This is a genomic window from Prevotella sp. oral taxon 376, assembly GCF_003043945.1.
Classification (GTDB): Bacteria; Bacteroidota; Bacteroidia; order Bacteroidales; family Bacteroidaceae; genus Prevotella.
In genome coordinates this window covers 45,249-64,898 of record NZ_PYXG01000001.1, presented here as the reverse complement: position 1 = coordinate 64,898, position 19,650 = coordinate 45,249, and the positions used below count along the sequence as shown (strand labels likewise).

The 19,650-nt window shown below is 54.1% G+C and carries 18 protein-coding genes; 11 read left to right on the top strand and 7 right to left on the bottom strand.

What is annotated here, in order from left to right; all coding sequences use genetic code 11:
• Positions 1–2 precede the first annotated feature (2 nt).
• The 4 genes from tpiA to C7120_RS00260 form a co-directional block, all read right to left on the bottom strand.
• Positions 3–758: a triose-phosphate isomerase gene (gene tpiA / locus C7120_RS14315; protein WP_107619856.1), complete on the bottom strand. Its 756-nt coding sequence runs from the start codon at positions 756–758 to the stop codon at positions 3–5.
• Entirely contained in the window at positions 733–2,070 is a 1,338-nt protein-coding gene (locus C7120_RS14310) for a BT_3928 family protein (protein ID WP_107619855.1), read from the bottom strand. Before C7120_RS14310 ends, tpiA begins: the two co-directional genes overlap by 26 nt.
• Positions 2,063–2,611 carry a DUF1599 domain-containing protein gene (locus C7120_RS00265; RefSeq protein WP_107619854.1) on the bottom strand — a complete coding sequence of 183 codons (549 nt, stop codon included), beginning with the start codon at positions 2,609–2,611 and terminating at the stop codon, positions 2,063–2,065. The genes C7120_RS14310 and C7120_RS00265 overlap by 8 nt, the downstream gene beginning before the upstream one ends.
• A gap of 164 nt (positions 2,612–2,775) precedes the next feature.
• The gene (locus C7120_RS00260; RefSeq protein ID WP_107619853.1) at positions 2,776–3,204 is read right to left on the bottom strand and encodes a hypothetical protein; all 429 of its coding nucleotides are present in this window, start codon (positions 3,202–3,204) and stop codon (positions 2,776–2,778) included.
• 118 nt (positions 3,205–3,322) lie between these two features.
• Between C7120_RS00260 and C7120_RS00255 the strand changes: the two genes are divergently transcribed.
• The 5 genes from C7120_RS00255 to lpxA all read left to right on the top strand — a co-directional run bounded on the left by C7120_RS00255 (position 3,323) and on the right by lpxA (position 11,898).
• Entirely contained in the window at positions 3,323–4,756 is a 1,434-nt protein-coding gene (locus C7120_RS00255; RefSeq protein WP_107619852.1) for a CCA tRNA nucleotidyltransferase, read from the top strand.
• Positions 4,757–5,169: 413 nt separating this feature from the next.
• Entirely contained in the window at positions 5,170–6,360 is a 1,191-nt protein-coding gene (locus C7120_RS00250; protein ID WP_107619851.1) for an efflux RND transporter periplasmic adaptor subunit, read from the top strand.
• Positions 6,361–6,416: 56 nt separating this feature from the next.
• On the top strand, positions 6,417–9,701 hold the full coding sequence (locus tag C7120_RS00245) for an efflux RND transporter permease subunit (protein WP_107619850.1): 3,285 nt from the start codon (positions 6,417–6,419) through the stop codon (positions 9,699–9,701).
• Positions 9,688–11,085 (top strand): efflux transporter outer membrane subunit, encoded by a 1,398-nt coding sequence (locus tag C7120_RS00240; RefSeq protein WP_199220661.1) that lies wholly within the window; start codon positions 9,688–9,690, stop codon positions 11,083–11,085. The genes C7120_RS00245 and C7120_RS00240 overlap by 14 nt, the downstream gene beginning before the upstream one ends.
• A gap of 30 nt (positions 11,086–11,115) precedes the next feature.
• Positions 11,116–11,898: an acyl-ACP--UDP-N-acetylglucosamine O-acyltransferase gene (gene lpxA / locus C7120_RS00235; RefSeq protein WP_107619849.1), complete on the top strand. Its 783-nt coding sequence runs from the start codon at positions 11,116–11,118 to the stop codon at positions 11,896–11,898.
• A gap of 331 nt (positions 11,899–12,229) precedes the next feature.
• Here lpxA and C7120_RS00230 read toward each other — a convergent pair whose 3' ends face one another.
• Complete coding sequence (locus tag C7120_RS00230) at positions 12,230–13,009, bottom strand: radical SAM protein (RefSeq protein ID WP_107619848.1); 780 nt, start codon at positions 13,007–13,009, stop codon at positions 12,230–12,232.
• A gap of 161 nt (positions 13,010–13,170) precedes the next feature.
• On the opposite strand from C7120_RS00230, the gene C7120_RS00225 reads away from it, so the two are divergent.
• The 6 genes from C7120_RS00225 to folK are packed head-to-tail and all read left to right on the top strand — an operon-like array spanning position 13,171 to position 17,415.
• A complete protein-coding gene (locus C7120_RS00225) occupies positions 13,171–14,052 on the top strand; it encodes an ABC transporter permease (protein WP_107619847.1) in 882 nt (293 codons plus the stop codon).
• A gap of 29 nt (positions 14,053–14,081) precedes the next feature.
• A complete protein-coding gene (locus C7120_RS00220; RefSeq protein WP_107619846.1) occupies positions 14,082–14,318 on the top strand; it encodes a DUF3098 domain-containing protein in 237 nt (78 codons plus the stop codon).
• The gene (locus C7120_RS00215) at positions 14,319–15,119 is read left to right on the top strand and encodes an undecaprenyl-diphosphate phosphatase (RefSeq protein ID WP_107619845.1); all 801 of its coding nucleotides are present in this window, start codon (positions 14,319–14,321) and stop codon (positions 15,117–15,119) included.
• A complete protein-coding gene (gene truB, locus C7120_RS00210) occupies positions 15,120–15,824 on the top strand; it encodes a tRNA pseudouridine(55) synthase TruB (RefSeq protein ID WP_107619844.1) in 705 nt (234 codons plus the stop codon).
• Between the two features lie 3 nt (positions 15,825–15,827).
• Positions 15,828–16,994, top strand: a complete 1,167-nt coding sequence (gene queA, locus C7120_RS00205; protein ID WP_107619843.1) for a tRNA preQ1(34) S-adenosylmethionine ribosyltransferase-isomerase QueA — start codon at positions 15,828–15,830, stop codon at positions 16,992–16,994.
• Complete coding sequence (gene folK, locus C7120_RS00200) at positions 16,987–17,415, top strand: 2-amino-4-hydroxy-6-hydroxymethyldihydropteridine diphosphokinase (protein ID WP_107619842.1); 429 nt, start codon at positions 16,987–16,989, stop codon at positions 17,413–17,415. The genes queA and folK overlap by 8 nt, the downstream gene beginning before the upstream one ends.
• A gap of 170 nt (positions 17,416–17,585) precedes the next feature.
• Here the strand turns inward: folK and C7120_RS00195 are convergent, their stop codons facing one another.
• Positions 17,586–18,929 (bottom strand): C10 family peptidase, encoded by a 1,344-nt coding sequence (locus C7120_RS00195; RefSeq protein WP_107619841.1) that lies wholly within the window; start codon positions 18,927–18,929, stop codon positions 17,586–17,588.
• A gap of 336 nt (positions 18,930–19,265) precedes the next feature.
• On the bottom strand, positions 19,266–19,535 hold the full coding sequence (rpsO, locus tag C7120_RS00190) for a 30S ribosomal protein S15 (protein ID WP_107619840.1): 270 nt from the start codon (positions 19,533–19,535) through the stop codon (positions 19,266–19,268).
• Positions 19,536–19,650: the final 115 nt, after the last annotated feature.

Below are 19,650 nucleotides of genomic sequence, written 5' to 3'. Positions count from 1 at the left end.
CTTTATTTATTCCAGGCATCGATGATACCTTTGAAGTCGGCTGCTTTCAGCGAAGCACCGCCAATTAAGCCGCCGTCAATATCAGGCTTTGAAAACAGTTCGGGCGCATTGCTTGCCTTGCAGCTGCCGCCATAGAGAATGGTTGTGCCGTCGGCAACTTCAGCTCCGTACACCTCTGCTACGCAAGAGCGGATGTAGGCGTGGATTTCTTCTGCTTGCTCGGCTGTTGCCGTCTTACCGGTACCGATGGCCCAGATGGGCTCGTAAGCAATCACGATGTTCTTCCACTGCTCTGCCGTGAGATGGAATACTGAGCCCTTAAGCTCTGCCTTTACGACGGCATTCTGCTCGTTGGCCTCACGCTGTGCGAGCGACTCTCCGATGCAGAAGATGACCTTCAGGCCGTTTGCCAGCGCCAGTTCCACTTTCCCTTTGAGGATGGCCGGAGTCTCTTTATAATACTCGCGGCGCTCTGAGTGGCCGAGGATGACATATTCCGCACCTGTAGACTTCACCATTTCTGCGGATACCTCACCCGTATAAGCACCGCTTGCCTTGTCCGCGCAGTTCTCCGCACCCAGTTCGATGGGGCTGCCTTTCACGATGTCTGCCACGCTGGCAAGATGAATGAAGGGTGTGCAGATGATGACTCCGCAGTTAGGATTCTTAACTACTTCCGTAAGCTCTTTTGCCAGAGCGACGCCTTCCTGGAGGTTCTTGTTCATCTTCCAGTTACCGGCTACAATTTTCTTTCTCATTTTTTTCTTTTGTTAAAGTTGATATATCATGTTTCAGTTTCTCTTGTTTCTTGCGTATCCACTTGCTCCAAGCCCACATGCGGTCGGCAAATGTCAGCAGCAGGAGTGGCAGGACAAACCACAGGAACACTTTGGCAATCTTTTCCGCGACGGCATCCCGGGGCATCTGTCCGATGCTTGACTGCTGCAGTGGGGTGGTCAGTTCGCTGTTCTTTGGCAGGAAGTTGTGGCTCCACTTGTTGATGACGGTACCGTCTTTCAGCAGCAGCAGTCCCGGATTGCTCCGTATGATGGTTTTCAGCGTGGTCTCGTCTGTGATACAGAAAGGGTATTCGGCTCCTGTCAGGTCAATCCACCGTTGCATGGCATCCTTGTCGCTTGCTGTCAGACAATAGAACGGAATGCCCTGTTCCTGCGCGTATTCGTAGAGTTGGTCGATATCGCCGAAGTTGGTGTCGTCGGCATTTTCCAGATGGGGTGATATGAGCAGGAAGGTATATCCCTTGTCGTTGAGCACCTTCTGGGTGATATCCTTTCCGCTCTGATATTCCTGAATGGAAAAGTCGTGGATGGGCGGCGTGTAGCCTTCTGCCGTTTGCACGGTCTTGGAATCTATGAATTCCCAGGTGGAATCAGGGTAGTTTTCAAGCGTAAACTCCCTTGTCTTGCCGTCTTTCCTCATCAGAAAGGTGGTCTCAAACCGCGGCGATGCCGCTCCTTTGGGGATTTCCATTCCCTGTTTGATGCTTGCCCCGATGTGGTAGGGACGGAAATCGAATCGCGGCAGCTTATAGAGGCTGTAGGCGCTCGACAGTAGGATATAGAGTATCGTGAAGTTGATGACGATCCATTGGTTGCTCTCGGAGATAAACCTTGTCATGCGCAGCGGCCATGTGAATATCACGGCGGCGCACGCCAGGAGCACGAGGTTCTTCAGGAGAGTCTCTGTGTTGGTGAGTTTAATGGCATCGCCGAAACAGCCGCAGTCTTTCACGGGGTTCCAGATGGCGCCCCAGACCGTTATCAGGGTCATGACCACCATGAAGGCGAGCATTACCCTTGAGGTAGCACGGCGACGGATATTGAAGAGCACGAATATGCCCAGACAGAATTCCAAGGCTGCCAGAGCCACCGATATGCCGAGCGCACCCCAGTCGGGGAGTGCGCCCACAAGCCCCATGGCTTCGAGATAGTCTTGAATCTTGTATTGGGTGCCCAGCGGGTCGATGGCCTTTACATATCCCGAGAAGATGAAGGTCAGGGCAAGCACCAGGCGGCACACATTGGTCAGTATCGTCTTCAGCCTATTCACTCTCCTTCAGCTTGATGGCTCCGAACACAGAGTAATTGATGATGTCCATATAATTGGCGTCGATGCCCTCGCTCACGAGAGTCTGTCCCTGCAGGTCTTCTATCTCCTTCACGCGTTCTACCTTGGTGAGAATGAAGTCGGTATACGAGCTCACCCGCATGTCGCGCCACGCTTCTCCATAGTCGTGATTCTTCTTCAGCATCAGTTCGTAGGCTTCCCGTGCATGCCGGTCGTAGAGCGCCAGAGCCTCCTCGGAGGTCATGTCCACGGCGTCGACAAAGCCTTTCTCGAGTTGGATGAGCCCCACGATGCCGTAGTTGATGAGGGCTATGAACTCTGGCCGGATGCCTTCTCCCACCAGCGACTCTTTCTGGAGCTCAAGCGAGCGGATGCGCTTGGCCTTGATGAATAGCTGGTCGGTGAGCGACGAGGGGCGCAGGATGCGCCACGAAGCCCCATAATCGTGGAGCTTTTTCTCGAAGAGCGACCGGCATTCCCGCATCACGCTCTTAAATTCCTGGTCTGTTTTCTCGTTTGCCATAATCATTGCAAAATTATATAAAATATGTGAGAAACGAATCTCCGCGACCGAATATTTGGCTTTTTTTCATCCTTTTTTCCCACTTTTCAAATATGAAAAACGCTCTCTCCGTCTTTCGGAAGCGGTCCTGAGGCTTGGTGAGAATTGCCGCCTCGCCGGGCGGACTATTTCTTGATTTTCTTTTCTGCGGTCTCCTGCTGGCGGCGATGGATGACCCTCACCGTGCCGCAGAGCGCGTCGTAGCGTATTTGCAGCGAGTCTTTCTTGATGCCGATGAAATTGCGTTCGCGGAGGGTCTTGGCCTGATTATACAGGACAGTTACCGCCTGCAGGGCGGAGTCGGTGCGGGCAATGTCCTGCTGGGCGAGCTTCAGTGAGGCTTCCTGCCACAGCCCGAGAGCTTTCCGGCGGCTCTCCACGGCTCCAGGGAAGTCGGTTCTCAACTTCCGGATTGAGTCGAGGGCAGTCTGGTAGTTGCCCTCCTCGTAGAGGCGCTCGATTTCTTGCATGAGGGGCTGTGCCCTCTTATCCTCTGATTGCCTGCAAGCTACGAGCAGACTTGCCAGTAACAGCGCGAAAAATAGTTGTCTCATATAGGTTGCAAAATTACGAAAAAAACTCGTGAAAACATCTTTCTCGCTCAAAATATCAACCCTCGCTTCCTGATTTTCAGGAAAAATGAGTAACTTTGCAGCCAAACTCCCGATAAGAATGAGAAATCTTTCAGATGCCGAACTGGCACAATTGCTCGATCAGGATATATTCCACAAGATTAGTCAGGCTGCCGACAAACTGCATATGGAGTGCTATGTCGTAGGAGGATATGTGAGGGATTTGTTCCTCGAAAGGCCGTCCGGCGACATCGATGTCGTGGTGGTAGGCAGTGGGATAGCGGTGGCCGACGAGCTGAAGAAGATGCTCGGGAAGAAAGCTCACCTCTCCGTCTTCCGGAATTTCGGCACCGCTCAGGTGAAGTCCAGGGACTTGGAGGTGGAATTCGTGGGTGCCCGGAAAGAGAGCTACAGCCATGACAGCCGCAAGCCGCATGTGGAGGATGGAACGCTGGAGGACGACCAGAATCGCCGCGACTTCACCATCAATGCCCTTGCAGTGTGCCTGAATACCGATCGTTTCGGTGAACTTATAGATCCTTTCGATGGTGTCTATGATCTGGAAGACGGCATTATCCGTACGCCGCTCGACCCCGATATCACTTTCTCAGACGACCCCCTGCGCATGCTCCGCTGCATCAGATTCGCCGCGCAGCTAAACTTCTTTATCGACGATGAGACCTTCGAAGCCCTCTTGCGCAATGCTGAAAGAATCAAGATTGTCAGTGGAGAGCGAATAGCTGGAGAACTAAACAAGATTATATCCTGTCGCAAGCCCAGTAAGGGGTTTGTCGACTTGCATCGTTCGGGCATTCTTCAGATCATCCTTCCCGAGCTTTCGGCCCTCGATTTGGTGGAAAAAAGAAACGGCCGGGGGCATAAGAACAATTTTTACCACACGCTGGAGGTGGCGGACAATGTGGCTGCTCATTCTGATAATATCTGGCTCCGCTGGGCAGCTATATTTCATGACATCGGCAAGCCGAGGTCTAAACGCTGGGATCCTATTGCCGGATGGACCTTCCATAACCATAATTTCATCGGGGCGAAGATGATTCCACAGATATTCCGCCGCCTCAAACTGCCCATGGACAGCAAGATGAAATATGTGCAGAAGCTCGTGGACCTGCACATGCGCCCTATCGCCATATCCGACGAGGAGGTAACAGACAGTGCCGTGCGCAGGCTCATGAACGACGCCGGCGACGACATCGAAGATCTTATGTTGCTGTGCGAGGCTGACATCACCTCGAAGAACGAGGTGCGAAAACAGCGTTTCCTGAACAACTTCAAGATGGTTCGCGCCAAGTTGAAGGAGCTTGAGGAGAAAGATTACAAGCGTCTCCTACAACCCTGTATAGATGGAAATGAGATCATGGAGATGTTTCATCTGCGGCCTTCGAGGGAGGTTGGGATACTGAAACAGTGTCTCAAAGACGCGGTGCTCGACAATAAAGTGGCCAACGAACGCGACCCTTTGATGCGGCTTTTGATACAAAAGGCCGGGGAAATGGGGCTTGCCGGGAATCCTTGATATGGCAAAGGAGCATGTTACACGCTGTTTGTAACGCGATTACACGCAGTTTGTAATTGGTTTACACGCCGCTTGTAATCGGCTTACACACTGCCTGTAACTTTCCTTTAGGCCTCGGAGTGTCGTTTCGGCAGCCGTAAGACCGTGGACGGAGGGTTGTTTTTCCGGGTCGGTCAGTTCGTTGCTGCTTTTCTGCTTTCCTGCCTTTAGCGGCTTGATTTTGGTCAAGCTGTCCTCCTCGAATTCACCCTACTTTGCATAAAGATTGTTAAATGTATCTTTATATGTTTGCATCCTTTTATTATAATTGCTATATTTGCACCCGTTAAAAACTTGTCCTTTTTAAAAAGTTTTCAGCTTCCCCGGAGTTTTGAGACTTGTTTTTTTTGTCAGTTATATAAATAAATATAGGTATGAAAATTAAAAGTATTTTGTTGGTAGTTTCTGTTGCTGCCTTCATCATCTCGTGTAGTGGTGGCAGCGGAGCTCCTGGTTTTGGCGACAATGAGTTTGCCGTGCGCACCATCGGTTCGCAGAGTGCCGCTACGCAAATCACTTATCCGGCAACCATCCGGGGTATTCAGGATGTGGAGGTGCGTCCGAAGGTTTCGGGATTTATCACGAAAGTCTATGTGCACGAGGGGCAAACCGTCAGCGCGGGGCAGGTGATGTTCACCATCGACAGCGAGACTTATCAGGCTGCCGTGCGCCAGGCGCAGGCTGCCCTGAATACAGCTCGGGCACAGGCCAACACGGCTAAGCTGACCTATGAGAACAATCAGTCGCTCTATGAGCAAAAGATAATCGGTGAATATGAGCTTTCCACGGCGAAGAACAGCTATGCCACGGCTCAGGCTTCGGTGTCCCAGACCCAGGCAGCCTTGGCTTCCGCCTGCGAGACCTTGAGCTGGTGCACTGTCAAGAGTCCTGCTGCCGGAGTCGTGGGCAGCCTTCCCTATAAGGTTGGAACACTGGTGAGCGCTTCCAACGCGCTGACTACCGTATCCAATATCTCCAGCATGGAGGTGTTCTTCTCGATGAGTGAAGGCGAGATTCTGCAGATGACCCGCAACTCGGGAAGTTCGGCCGCGGCTATCAATGCCATGCCTGCGGTCAAGCTCCAGCTGGCCGACGGAACGGTCTACAGCCATCCGGGAAAGGTGGTCAAGATAAGCGGGGTCATCGACGCGACGACGGGCGCTTACTCTGTCATTGCCCATTTTGCCAATCCGGAGAAGCTGTTGAAGAGCGGCGGTGCCGGTCAGATTATCGTGCCGAATGTCAGGAGCAGTGCCATCGTCATTCCTCAGGAGGCCACCTCAGAGGTTCAGGACAAGGTGTTTGTCTATCTCGTCGGCAAGGACAACAAGGTGAAGTATACTGAAATCAAGGTGAGTCCGCAGAACGACGGCAAGAGCTACATCGTTACCGGCGGGCTGAGCGTGGGCGACCGCATCGTTACCAAGGGTATCACGAAGCTTTCCGACGGCATGGAAATCAAGCCGATCACCGAGGAACAGTATCTGAAAAAGATAGAGGAAGCCGAGAAACTCGGGCAGGCTCAGGACAATGCCGGCGATTTCGCCAAGGCCATGGGCAAGTAAAGCTTGGCAAGTTGCCCGTGCGGCAACAGGCATAGACATTATATAATATAAGAAATATGACATTTTCAAGATTCATAAGACGCCCGGTATTGTCGACGGTGATCTCCGTGTTCTTCGTCCTGCTGGGCACAATCGGACTGATATCACTGCCTATCGAGCAGTATCCGGACATTGCGCCTCCTACCATTTCGGTGCAGACTTTCTATCAGGGAGCGGATGCCAGGACGGTGATGAACTCCGTGGTAACCCCGTTGGAGGAGAGTATCAACGGCGTGGAGAACATGACCTACATGACTTCCACCGCCACAAACTCTGGCATGGCCATGATTACGGTCTATTTCAAGCAGGGCTCCGACCCGAATATGGCAGCCGTGAATGTGCAGAACCGTGTATCACAGGCCCAGGCTCTGCTGCCTTCGGAGGTTAACCAGGTGGGCGTAACCGTGATGAAGCGCCAGACTTCCAATGTGGTCATGTACTCCTTGACCACGGATGACGGCCGCTACGACGCCCAGTTCCTGACCAACTATAACAACATCAACATCGTTCCGGCCATCAAGCGTATTAACGGTGTGGGCGATGTCATGAGTCCTTCCACTGCCAACTATTCCATGCGTATCTGGCTTCAGCCGGATAAGATGAAGCAGCACGGCCTCATTCCCACCGATGTAACGGCCGCACTGGCAACGCAGAATATCGAGGCCGCGCCAGGTTCCCTCGGCGAGCAGAGCGATATGGCATACGAGTATACCTTGCGTTACAAGGGTCGTCTGAGCACGGTTCCCGAGTATGAGAACATCATCTTGACCAGCAAGACGACGGGTGAGACCCTCTATCTGAAGGATGTGGCAAAGGTGGAACTTGGCTCACTGACCTATGTCGTAGACCTGAAGAACAACGGGCAACCTGCCGCGATGGGTATGGTACAGCAGATTGCGGGATCCAATGCCACGCAGATTGCCACCGATGTGAAGGCGACTCTGGAGGCGGCTCAGAAGTCTATGCCTCCCGGTATGAAATATAGTATCGAGCAGGATGTTACCGAATTCCTCTTCGCTTCTATCGGAGAGGTGGTGCGCACCCTGATTATCACCTTGGTGCTGGTATTCTTCGTAGTATACATCTTCTTGCAGGACTTCCGCTCGACACTGATCCCGATGATAGCCGTACCGGTGGCCTTGATCGGAACATTCCTCTTCCTGTGGATCTTCGGCTTCTCCATCAACCTGCTGACGCTGTCGGCGTTGCTGCTTGCAATCGCGATTGTGGTCGATGATGCCATCGTGGTGGTCGAGGCCGTACATGCAAAGCTCGACCAGGGATATGAGAGCGCGCTCACGGCAGCCATCGATGCGATGAACGAGATATCGGGCGCCATCATCTCCATAACGCTTGTGATGTCGGCGGTGTTCGTCCCGGTGTCCTTCATCGGCGGCACTTCCGGTACATTCTATCGCGAGTTCGGGGTAACGATGGCTGTGTCTATCGTCATTTCAGCCATCAATGCGCTGACCCTTTCACCGGCCCTGTGTGCCATCTTCTTGAAGCCTAAGGACGAAGAACAGGAAGAAGGACGGAAGTCGACCTTCATCAGCCGGTTCCATGCAGGCTTCAATCGTGTCTTCGAAAAGATGACGAATAAATATAAGAAAGGTGTAGAACATCTGATAAACCATCGCCTCATCACCGGCCTCATTGTGGCAATGGGCATCGTGGCACTGGTTATTTCAATGGCTACGACATCCACCGGACTCGTCCCGGATGAAGATACGGGCACGCTGTTCGTTACCATTTCCGCTAAGCCGGGCACGAGTATGACCCGTACGCAGGAGATTGCCGACCATGTAGACCGAATGTTGGCCTCTAATCCGGCTATTGCCCGTCGTGAACAGATTGTGGGTTATAACTTCATTGCGGGGCAAGGATCCGACCAAGCTACCTTCATCATCAAGCTGAAGAGTTTTGAGGAGCGTGCCTCCAAGAACATTTTCGGGAGGATATGGGATGCCATTTCCGGACAAGGCCTTGCCGCCCTTTTCGTGAATCCGAAAGAGGCCAACATGGTGCTCGGCATGATTTACAAGCAGACCGCGTCCATCAAGGATGCCCAGATACTGGCTTTCGGTCCGCCGATGATTCCCGGCTTCTCGGTCAACAATGGTGTGTCTATGACACTTCAGGACAAGACGGGAGGCGATTTGGACAAGTTTTTTGAGATTGCGAGGAATTATCTGAAAGAGCTCAACAAGCGTCCTGAGATTCAGAACGCGATGACCTCCTATAATCCGAATTACCCGCAGTATATGGTGGATGTAGATGTGGCGAGGTGCATGCAGGCCGGCACGACGCCGGCTTCCGTGCTCGGAACGCTTCAGGGATACTATGGAGGTCTCTATTCGTCGAATTTCAACGCTTATGGCAAGCTCTTCCGCGTCATGATTCAAGGTGAAGTCGCAAGCCGCATGCGTCCTGACGGGTTGAGTAACATCTATGTTCGCCTGAACAACGGGTCGATGGCTCCCGTATCGGAGTTCGTGAAGCTCCGTCGTGTCTATGGTCCGTCTAACATCAACCGATTCAACCTTTTCACCTCTATCAACCTGAATATTACCCCTAATAGTAACTATTCCACGGGAGATGCCTTGAAGGCCTGCGAAGAGGTGGCGGCCGATAATCTGCCAGACGGCTATGGTTATGAATATTCGGGGCTGACCCGCTCGGAAGCGGAGTCGAGCAATTCCACGGCTCTTATCTTCGTGCTGTGTTTCGTCTTCGTATATTTGATCCTGAGCGCACAGTATGAGAGCTATCTTCTGCCTCTCGCCGTGATTCTCTCGATACCGTTTGGCCTGGCCGGAGCGTTTATCTTTACGCAGATCTTCGGGCACTCCAACAACATCTACATGCAGATTTCGCTGATTATGCTGATAGGTCTGCTGGCCAAGAATGCCATCCTGATAGTGCAGTTTGCGCTGGAGCGCCGCCAGACGGGTATGGCCATCCGCTATTCCGCCATCCTCGGCGCGGCAGCCCGTCTGCGTCCTATCCTGATGACATCGCTTGCCATGGTTATCGGTCTTCTGCCCTTGATGTTCGCCTCAGGAGTGGGAAAGAACGGCAACCAGACGCTGGGCGCGGCCGCCGTGGGCGGTATGTTTATCGGCACGCTGATACAGATCTTCGTGGTTCCGGCACTCTTCGTGATCTTCCAGTGGCTGCAGGAGAAGTTCACTCCGCTCACATTTGAGGACGAGGAGAACCCCGAGGCTGCCGCCGAACTGCAGCAGTATGCACATACCAAGAAGGCTGTAACATATAAGAACCAGTATGATGAAGAATAATATGAAAATAGGAAAACTATTAGTAGGTGCGCTTGCCGTGCTGTCTCTGACAGGCTGCAAGAGCCTCTACGGGAAGTATGAGCGTCCGGCGGTGAACACAAGCGGCCTGTTTCGCGACAGCGTCTCGCTCAACGATACACTCGTCGCAACGGATACCGCGAGCTTTGCCAATATCCCTTGGAGAAGCCTGTTTACCGACCCCCAGCTGCAGACCCTCATCCAGAAAGCCCTGGACAATAATCCGAATCTCCTGAATGCGGCCCTGAATGTGGATATGGCCGAGGCACAGCTGAAGGCTGCCAAGCTGGCCTTCATCCCCCAGTTTGTCTTCACCCCGCAGGGAACCATCACGCGTTTCAACGAGGCCACGACCAAGTCTTACACCCTCCCGGTAAACGCGAGCTGGAATGTATCCCTCTTCGGAGGGCTCACCGCGGCCAAGCGTTCTGCCCAGATGAAGCTCATCCAGATGCAGGATTATCAGGTGAGCGTGAAGACCTCGCTGATCTCAGGCGTTGCCAATCTCTATTATTCGCTGCTGATGCTCGACCGCCAGATGGAGCTCATCGGCGACATGGAGAACCTCACGAAGGACACTTGGGAAACAATGAAGAAGATGAAGGACGGCCGTCTGGGCTATCGTCGTCCCGCTGAGAGCTCCGCTGAGGCGAATTATTATTCGGTACAGGCGAGAAAGGCCGACCTGAAACGCCAGGTTCGTGAGGCGGAAAACTCCCTGAGTCTGCTTCTCGGAGAGCCCGCCCAGACCGTCGCCCGCGGCAAGCTGGCCGATCAGAGCCTGCCGGAGAACTTCTCTGCAGGCGTCGGCATCCAGTTGCTTCGCAATCGTGCGGATGTGCATGCGAACGAGATGGCGCTTGCCGCATGCTTCTATGATGTGGAAAGAGCCCGCAGTGCTTTCTATCCGAACATCACCATTGCGGGTACGGGAGGCTTCAGCAACGGCTCGGGCATGGTGAATCCGGGCAAGTGGCTGCTCTCCGCGGTCGGCTCGCTCACCCAGCCGATATTCATGAACGGGCAGCTTACGGCGGCCTTGCGTGTGGCCAAGGATCAGTATCAGCAGGCCTATAACACCTGGCAGCACAGCATTCTCTCCGCAGGATCGGAGGTCAGCAACGCCCTGGTGCTCTATAATTCCTCGGCCGAGAAATCAGCCGCCGAGGCTAAGCAGATAGCAGCTTTGAAGATGGTGGTTGATGATACGAATGCCCTCATGCACAAGTCTAACAGCAATTACCTGGAGATTATCACCGCAGAGAGCAACCTGCTCAACGCTCAATTGTCGCAGGTGGCCGACGACTTCTATAAGATGCAGGCCGTCGTGAACCTCTATCAGGCTCTCGGAGGCGGTGCTAAATAATTCTTCATCCAACATAGAAATTCAAGGAACATGGCAAATCAAATCAGTGAAAAGGCCGTTGTCTCTCCCAAGGCGAAGATAGGAGACGGCTGCAGGATATTCCCTTTCGTGTATATTGAGGACGAGGTGGAGATCGGCGACAATTGTATCATCATGCCGTTCGTGAGTATTCTCAACGGCACGAGGATGGGCAATGACAACAAGGTGCACCAGGGAACCGTGCTCGGAGCGCTGCCCCAGGACTTCGACTTTACCGGCGAGCGCACCGAACTCTTCATCGGAGACAATAATATCATCCGTGAGAATGTGGTGGTAAACCGCGCCACGCACGAGGGAGGGCGCACGGTTATCGGCAACGACAACTTCCTCATGGAGGGCGTTCATATCAGCCACGACACCAAGGTGGGAGATAAGAATGTGTTCGGATACGGCACTAAGATAGCCGGCGACTGCGAGATCGGCACCGGCGTGATATTCTCGTCTTCGGTAATAGAGAATGCGGGCACGCGTGTCGGCGACCTCGCGATGATTCAGGCGGGCACCACCTTCTCCAAGGATGTGCCTCCTTACATCGTGGCAGGTGGGAAACCCGTAGGCTACGGCGGCCCTAACAACACCATGATGACCACGGCCAAGGTGGAGGAAAAGGTGCAGAAACATGTGGCCAACGCCTATCGACTGGTGTTCCACGGGCAGAACAGCGTGTTCGACGCCGTCCTCCAGATCAGGGATCAGGTGCCTGACGGTCCTGAAATCCAGAAGATCATAGCGTTCATCAACACTACGAAGAAAGGTATCATCGGCAAAATGTAGTTCATACCTATACATTTTGCGTTGTATGCAGAGATGGGCTGGCCGGAGGGCCGGCCCATCAATGGTTTCGGGAGGCCGTATGAGTGTCTGCCGGAAACGGGGTCGGTATTTGCGGAAAATGGCGGACGGCAAAGTCGGAGAACCCCTTCCGTTTTCGTTTTTGCGGTTTTCTGTGTTACGATTTCGCCGAGATTGTCCGACGAAATCGCCGAAATCGTCGCACGAAATCGCCGATTTTGTCATGCCGCTGACAGCAGAAAGGAATATCCTTGCCTGCCGGGTCTTCGAGAATGGAGTGGGGTATGGGCTGCTCCGTGATGACCGTCCGGCGTCAATAGCTCGCCTGGCACGCGATTCCGGCTTGCTCTACGCTAGCCTTGATGCGGTCGAGCTCCTCGGGAGTGGCCTTCTCCAGTCCGTGGTCGGGGGTCTCTCGGTCGATGGTATAGATCATCACCTCTTGCGGGGCAATCTCCTTCAGGGCCTCGAGCCACGGTCGGACGAACTCGTCGCCGGTGTTGTCGACATCCCCGTTGCCCGTCTTCCCTTTCATGAACAGGGTCTGCACGATGACATGTCCGCCGAAGGCCTTCATGCCGGCAATGATTTTACCGACCTCATAGTGCGGGCTCACGGGACGGTCTACGAGGCGGATGTATTCAGGGGACACCGTGTCGAGCTTCAGGATATTATTGTCTACCTTCATCAGGGCGTCATGAACGGCCGGCCGGTGGATGAAGGTGGAATTGCTGAGCACCGAGATTTTCGCCTCCGGACAGTATTCATTGCGCAGGCCGACGGTGTCGTCTATGATTCCCGCGAAGTCCGGATGCGAGGTGGGCTCGCCGTTTCCGGCAAAGGTGAGCACATCCGGCACCGCCCCCTCCTCCCGCATCTTCCGGAGCTGGGCTTCAAGCGCGGCAGCCACTTCAGCCCTTGTGGGGCGAGGCTGCCGGGGCGGGAAGTCCTTGTTGAAGCCGCATTCGCAGTAGATGCAGTCGAATGTACAGCTCTTTCCGTCGGGCGGAAGCAGGTTGATTCCCAATGAGAGCCCCAGGCGGCGGCTATGTACGGGGCCGTATATGGGGGCAGGATAGATTCTTGTACTCATCTTCTTGGCATGCTGTTTTCGGGAGACCGGTCTCCGTGTGGTTCCTGCAAAGTTAACTAAAAATCTTCTTCCAAATGCGTTAATAGGAGTTAAAGATGGCGATTTCCGTGCAATTTGCATTATCTTTGCAGAGAATTTGGCGTATTATACCTTATTAAGGAATGGGAAAGAAACGAACAAAGGCCGGCAACCGACAGGGGTTGCAGGCTGTAACTCTTTGCATAAGCACGGCTATGGTGCTGATTTTATTGGGAATGGTGGTCTTCTCCGTGCTCACGGCGCGGAACCTTTCTTCCTATGTGAGGGAAAACCTTGTGATCACGATGATGCTCGAACAGGACATGACCAACCCCGAGGCCCAGAAGCTATGCAGGAATTTAGAGGCTCGTCCCTATATCCACGCGCAGAAGTTCATCAGCAAGGAGGCCGCGCTCAGGGAGCAGACGCGTGAGATGGGAGTGGATCCCTCCGAGTTCACGGGCGGCGAGAACCCGTTCCTCGGGTCCATTGAGCTCACGCTGAATGCCGACTATGCCAACAACGATTCCCTGAAATGGATCGTGAAGGAGTTGAAAAAGTACCCGAAGGTGAGCGACATCACTTATCAGAAAGACTTGATAGACAGCGTGAACGAGACGCTTGGCAAGATCAGCATCGGCCTCTTGGTGCTGGCCGTTTTGCTCACTTTCGTGTCGTTCACGCTGATCAGCAATACTGTCAGGCTGGGCATTTACGCCCGCCGTTTCTCCATTCACACGATGAAGTTGGTGGGTGCCTCGTGGGGATTCATTCGCAGGCCGTTCCTGAAGCGTGCCGTGTGGACGGGCATCCTTGCGGCCGTCCTGGCCTGCCTGGTGCTTGGCGGACTTGTCTATGCGCTGTATCTGAACGAGCCGGACACCCTCGCGGTGGTTACTTGGGAGGTCATGGCCATCACGGCGACATCGGTATTCCTGTTCGGAATTGTCATTACGGCTCTGTGTGCCCGCATCTCCGTGAACAAGTTTCTGAGGATGAAGGCCGGTGAGTTATATAAAATCTGATAATCAAACATAAAGAAAACTATAAAGCGATGGATAAGAAGAATCTGGCATTCGACAAGGTCAACTTCATCTTGCTGGCGGTGGGCATGGTGATAGTGCTTATCGGCTTTGTCCTGATGGCTGGCGGTGAGTCTACCGAAACACAGTATAACCCCGAGATTTTCAGTGCCCTGCATATCAAGGTTGCTCCCGTCGTGTGCTTCATAGGGTTCGTCTCTATGATTTACGCAATCGTTCGCAAGCCAAAGGACAATACGGAGGAATAAATGGACTGGTTACAAGCATTGATCCTGGGATTGGTCCAGGGGCTGACGGAATACCTTCCCGTGAGTAGCAGCGGACACCTGACGATTGTCTCCGCATTATTCGGCGTGAACGGGGATGACAACCTGACTTTTACGGTAGCGGTACATATCGCCACCGTGCTTAGCACTCTGGTTGTCCTCTGGAAGGAAATCTCATGGATGTTCAAGGGACTTTTCAAGTTCCGGTGGAACGAGGAAACGCAGTATGTCGTTAACATTCTCATCTCTATGATACCTATAGGCATCGTAGGATTGTTCCTGAAAGACTATGTGGAAGAGGTCTTTTCCTCGGGTCTCCTCATAGTGGGATGCATGTTGCTGCTGACTGCGACCTTGCTGGCTTTTTCCTATTTTGCCCGCCCGAGGCAGCGGGAGAAGATAACGAAGAGAGACGCCTTCATCATCGGCCTTGCCCAGGCGGTGGCCGTGATGCCGGGTCTGTCTCGTTCGGGAAGTACCATCGCCACCGGCATTCTCCTCGGCGACAAGAAGGAGAAGCTGGCGCAGTTCTCGTTCCTGATGGTCATTCCCCCTATTTTAGGCGAGGCCCTGCTTGATGTCCTGAAAGCCTCGCAAGAGGGGCTGGCGGCAGTTGCGGGCGGAATCTCTTTCCCTGCGTTGATCGTCGGGTTTCTTGCGGCTTTCGTCTCAGGATGTTTTGCCTGCAAGTGGATGATTAATATCGTAAAGAGAGGCAAGCTCATCTATTTCGCTGTCTACTGTGCCGTTGTCGGTGCGATTACCATAATCTGCAGTCTTTAAATGAATTTTCAGGCAGGAGAGATATTTGCGATAGACAAGCCCTATAAGATGACGAGCTTCGGAGCTTTGGCTCATGTGAGGTATATCCTCTCTCACACCTTAGGGCATAAGGTGAAAATAGGCCACGCGGGCACTCTCGATCCGTTGGCAACGGGTGTTCTGATTCTCTGCACGGGCAAGTGCACCAAGCGGATAGAGGAGCTCCAGAACCACACCAAGGAGTATCTGGCCACCCTGCAGTTGGGGGCCACCACGGCGAGCTACGACAAGGAGCACGAGGTGAACGCCACATATCCCACCGGGCACATCACCCGTGAGCGTGTCGAGGAGGTGCTCCCGCAGTTTATAGGCGTTGTCCGGCAGGTTCCGCCGACCTTCAGCGCCGTCAAGGTGGGGGGCAAGCGGGCCTATGACATACGGAGGGCCGGAGAAAGCGTAGAGCTGAAACCGAAGACGGTTCGCATCGACGAGATAGAGCTGCGGGACTTTGACGCGGAGACGATGCAGATGAGCCTCCGCGTGGTCTGTGGCAAGGGCACCTATATACGGGCGTTGGCCCGCGACATCGGAAGGGCTCTCGGCAGCGGTGCTTACCTCACTTCGCTTCGCCGCACGCGGGTCGGCGACTATACCGTAGACAACTGCGTCGACTTCGACAACTTCCAGGAATGGCTGGACAATCAAGAAACAGAAAGGACTATATAGCTTATGAAACTATCACAATTTAAGTTTAATCTGCCCAAGGAGCAGGTGGCGTTATATCCGCATAGCGTCGTTCATGAGTTCAAGAACGATGACGGGACGAAGGGTTCTTTCCGCATTACCCGTCGGGACGAGTGCAGGCTGATGGTGCTTCACCGTCAGTCGCAGACCATAGAAATGTTCAAGAAAGACGCGGAGGGCAATCCCGTTGAGGGCGACTACCTCGATTTCCGCAATGTGCTGGACTATTTCGACGAGGGAGACGCCTTCCTCTTCAACGATACCAAGGTCTTCCCGGCACGCCTGTACGGCACAAAGGAGAAGACGGATGCCAAGATCGAGGTGTTCCTGCTCCGTGAGCTGAACGAGGAGATGCGCCTCTGGGATGTCCTCGTAGAGCCCGCCCGCAAGATTCGCATCGGCAACAAGCTCTTCTTCGACGATACCAGTACGATGGTGGCCGAGGTCATCGACAATACTACCAGTCGCGGGCGCACCCTCCGTTTCCTGTACGACTGTCCGCACGACGAGTTCAAGCGTGAGCTTTTTGCCCTCGGCGAGGCTCCGCTGCCGCGATATATCATCGACAACCGTGAGGTTCCCCACGCTACCAAGGAGGATATGGACGACTTCCAGTGCATCTTCGCCAAGAACGAGGGAGCCGTTACCGCTCCGGCCACGGGGCTTCATTTCTCCCGTGAGTTGATGAAGCGTATGGAGATCAAGGGCATCGAATCCGCCTTTGTTACCCTCCATTGCGGACTCGGAAACTTCCATGAAATCGAGGTGGAAGACCTCACGAAGCACAAGATGGACTCCGAACAGATGGTGATCACACGGGAAGCCTGCGACATCGTGAACCAGGCCAAGACCACGGGACATCATGTCGTGGCCGTGGGAACGAGTGTCGTAAAGGCCACGGAGACCGCCGTCGGCACCGACGGACTGCTCAAGGAGTATGACGGCTGGACCAATAAGTTCATCTTTCCGCCCTATGATTTCGGCATGGCCGACTGCATGATCGTTAACTTCTATCAGCCTTATTCCACGCTCCTGATGGAGGCCGCGGCCTTCGGAGGCTATGATCTGGTGATGGAAGGCTATGACCTTGCGGTGAAAAACGGCTATATGTTCGGCTGTTATGGCGATGCTATGCTGATCGTGAATGACTAAATCGCACACCGTCTACTTCAGTTTGGGCTCCAATCTGGGCGACAGGCGCAAGACCATGGACGACGCGCTCCGGTTGCTCGATACAAGGGTAGGACCCCTGGAGCGCGTCTCCTCCTTCTACGAGACCGACCCCTGGGGCTTCTCGTCGCCGCACAAGTTCCTCAATGCCTGTGCCTGCTGCACCACGCCCGATAGTCCGCAGCAGGTTCTGGAGGCCACGCAGGAGATAGAGCGCCACCTCGGAAGAAGCCTGAAGACAAGCGATGGCCAGTATCACGACCGCCCCATCGACATCGATATCCTGCTCTACGACGACCTCACGGTAGACAAGCCCGGTCTGCGGATACCTCATCCGCTGATGCGGGAGAGAGAGTTCGTGATGCGGCCGCTCCATGAAATCCTGACGGGCGGCGATCGATAACATTCCTTCTGTTCCTGTTCTGGGCATCTTCCTGCCGGCCACAGTTCTCTCCTTGTTCCCTTTTCCCATCTTGCCAATCCGCTTACCGGCATCAACCCCCGGGCTGGAGGTGAGGCCGGGGCTCGCCAAGGCGCTGTATATAAGTTCTCCGCGAGACGCGACAGGGCGTTTCAGTATCTTGTGAGCTCCTTGAAATCTTTGGAGCGGAGGGTGAGCCCCTTGCCTGTCTGTGCCTTTTCCGGCAGGTTGATCCATCGCAGTTGCTCGCAGTCGCTGAAGGCCTCGTCGCCCACAAAGGCGATATTCCGGGGCAGGTTCACCGCGATGAGCGAGCTGCAATAGCGATAGGCCTTGCGGCCGATGGTAGTTACGCTCTCGGGCAGATCAGCCTTGATGAGCGAGCGGCAGCCGGCAAAAGCACCCTTGCCAATGGTCTCCGTCCCCTCCGGAATGTCCGCGAAGTTCAACAGATGGCAGTTGTAGAAGGTGGCTGCGGGGATGGTCTTGATGCCTCGGGGCAGTTTCACATACACCAGTTTGTTGCAGTTCTTGAAGGCCGTGTCGGGCAGTTCCGTCGTCTCGAGGTCGCTCAGGTCGATGGCCGCGAGCACTCCTCCCTTCCCGGTCTTCGTCGAGTAGGTGCTCAGCGAGCGCAGGAAGGCATAGTCGTCGGCATTCATCTTTCCGGTGATTTTCAGCGAATACACCTGCTTGAGGTCCTCGGGCGCGAAATGGTCTTTCAGCGTTCCGGCGGCAGAGAGCTTCACTTGCCGCGTCTCAGGGATGTAGGTGGAGTCGGCGATGTTTACCACGGCCACCTGTCGCTCACTGTATCCGTTCAGGTCCTCGATGTCGTAGTACCCGTCTTCAAGGCCGTCCCATCCGAAGTTGACATGAAACTTGCCGTTCTTGTAGCCGTCGACGATGAAGGCGTGGGAACGGTCTCTCTTGCCGTTTTTCTGCTTCTGCGTGCCCGAGAAGATGACGGGTCTTCCTGCGGCAAGCTCTCCGTAGATGATGTCTTTCCATCGTTTGAGCCCCTCCTCGCCCGCATATTCGTCGCGGCGGAGCGGCATCATATACTTGCTGAAGCGCATCAGGCGCTTCATGTTGTCCACGGCTGTCTTCGTGTAGGCGCCCGATGCGTCGGGCCCGTACTGTGCGCGGCTCTGTACGCCGCAGTCGCTGATGAGCTTCGCCACGGCCACGAGACTTTCTTTCTCGATGCCCTGATAGTAGATGTTGAACATTTTCTGCCATTCGTAGGGGGTCTTTCCGTCGGGACTTACCGACGGATACTCCCTGTTGCGCACCACCTGGGCCACGGCCACGGCGACGCATCCTGCCTTGGCATGCACTTTCTTCAAGGTCGTAGAGTCTGTCTTTACCGGGCAGAGCAGGTTGAACGGAGCGCCTTGTCCCCACTGCGTCTTCACAAGGGGCTTGATGTTCTCTTGGGCGGGCACGGCGAGCGGCAGCAGTCCGAGCAGTAACGATGCGATTAGATGTTTCATCCGTTGGAGTCTTTAGGTTCTTTTCTGCAAAGATAAATATATTTTTCTGAAATCACGAGAATGGTTTCCTGAATGAGGCGGGGCACTGTCCTTTTTTCCTTTGGGTCGTTGGCGGAAAAGTAAAATCGGCGAAGTTGTATGACAAAATCGGCGAAATCGTGGGACGAAATCGCCGAGATTGTAACCTGGATAGCGGCTTCCTGTTTTCAGGATGGCCATCTGCGTGCAGAGAGAAGTCGGCCGGGGCCGATGTAGAATACCGCAGATGCGTTACAGACAAAAAATCCCCGCTCGTCTTGACAACAAACGGGGACAGAACAATTCTCTTTGTCTTTATTATCTGCGAAGGCCGAGCTTCTTGGTGATAGCACGGTAACGCTCGATGTCGCGGTCGTAGAGATAGTTGAGCAAGGCGCGGCGCTTACCTACCAACATGGTCAGCGAGCGGGTGGTAACGAAGTCTTTGTGGTGCTTCTTTACATGCTCCGTGAGGTGCTTGATGCGATAGGTGAACAGTGCGATCTGGCTCTCTGCCGAACCGGTATCGGTCGTGCCCTGGCCATACTCCGTGAAGATTTCTTCCTTCTTGGTCTTGTCTAAATACATAGCTGTGGTTTGATTAATGGTTGTTGCAACATTACATCCCGCGGGCGTACGGCGGCCTTAATCACAACCGGCAACGCCCTTGAATGCATCGGATTCTCCGAAATTGCGCCGCAAA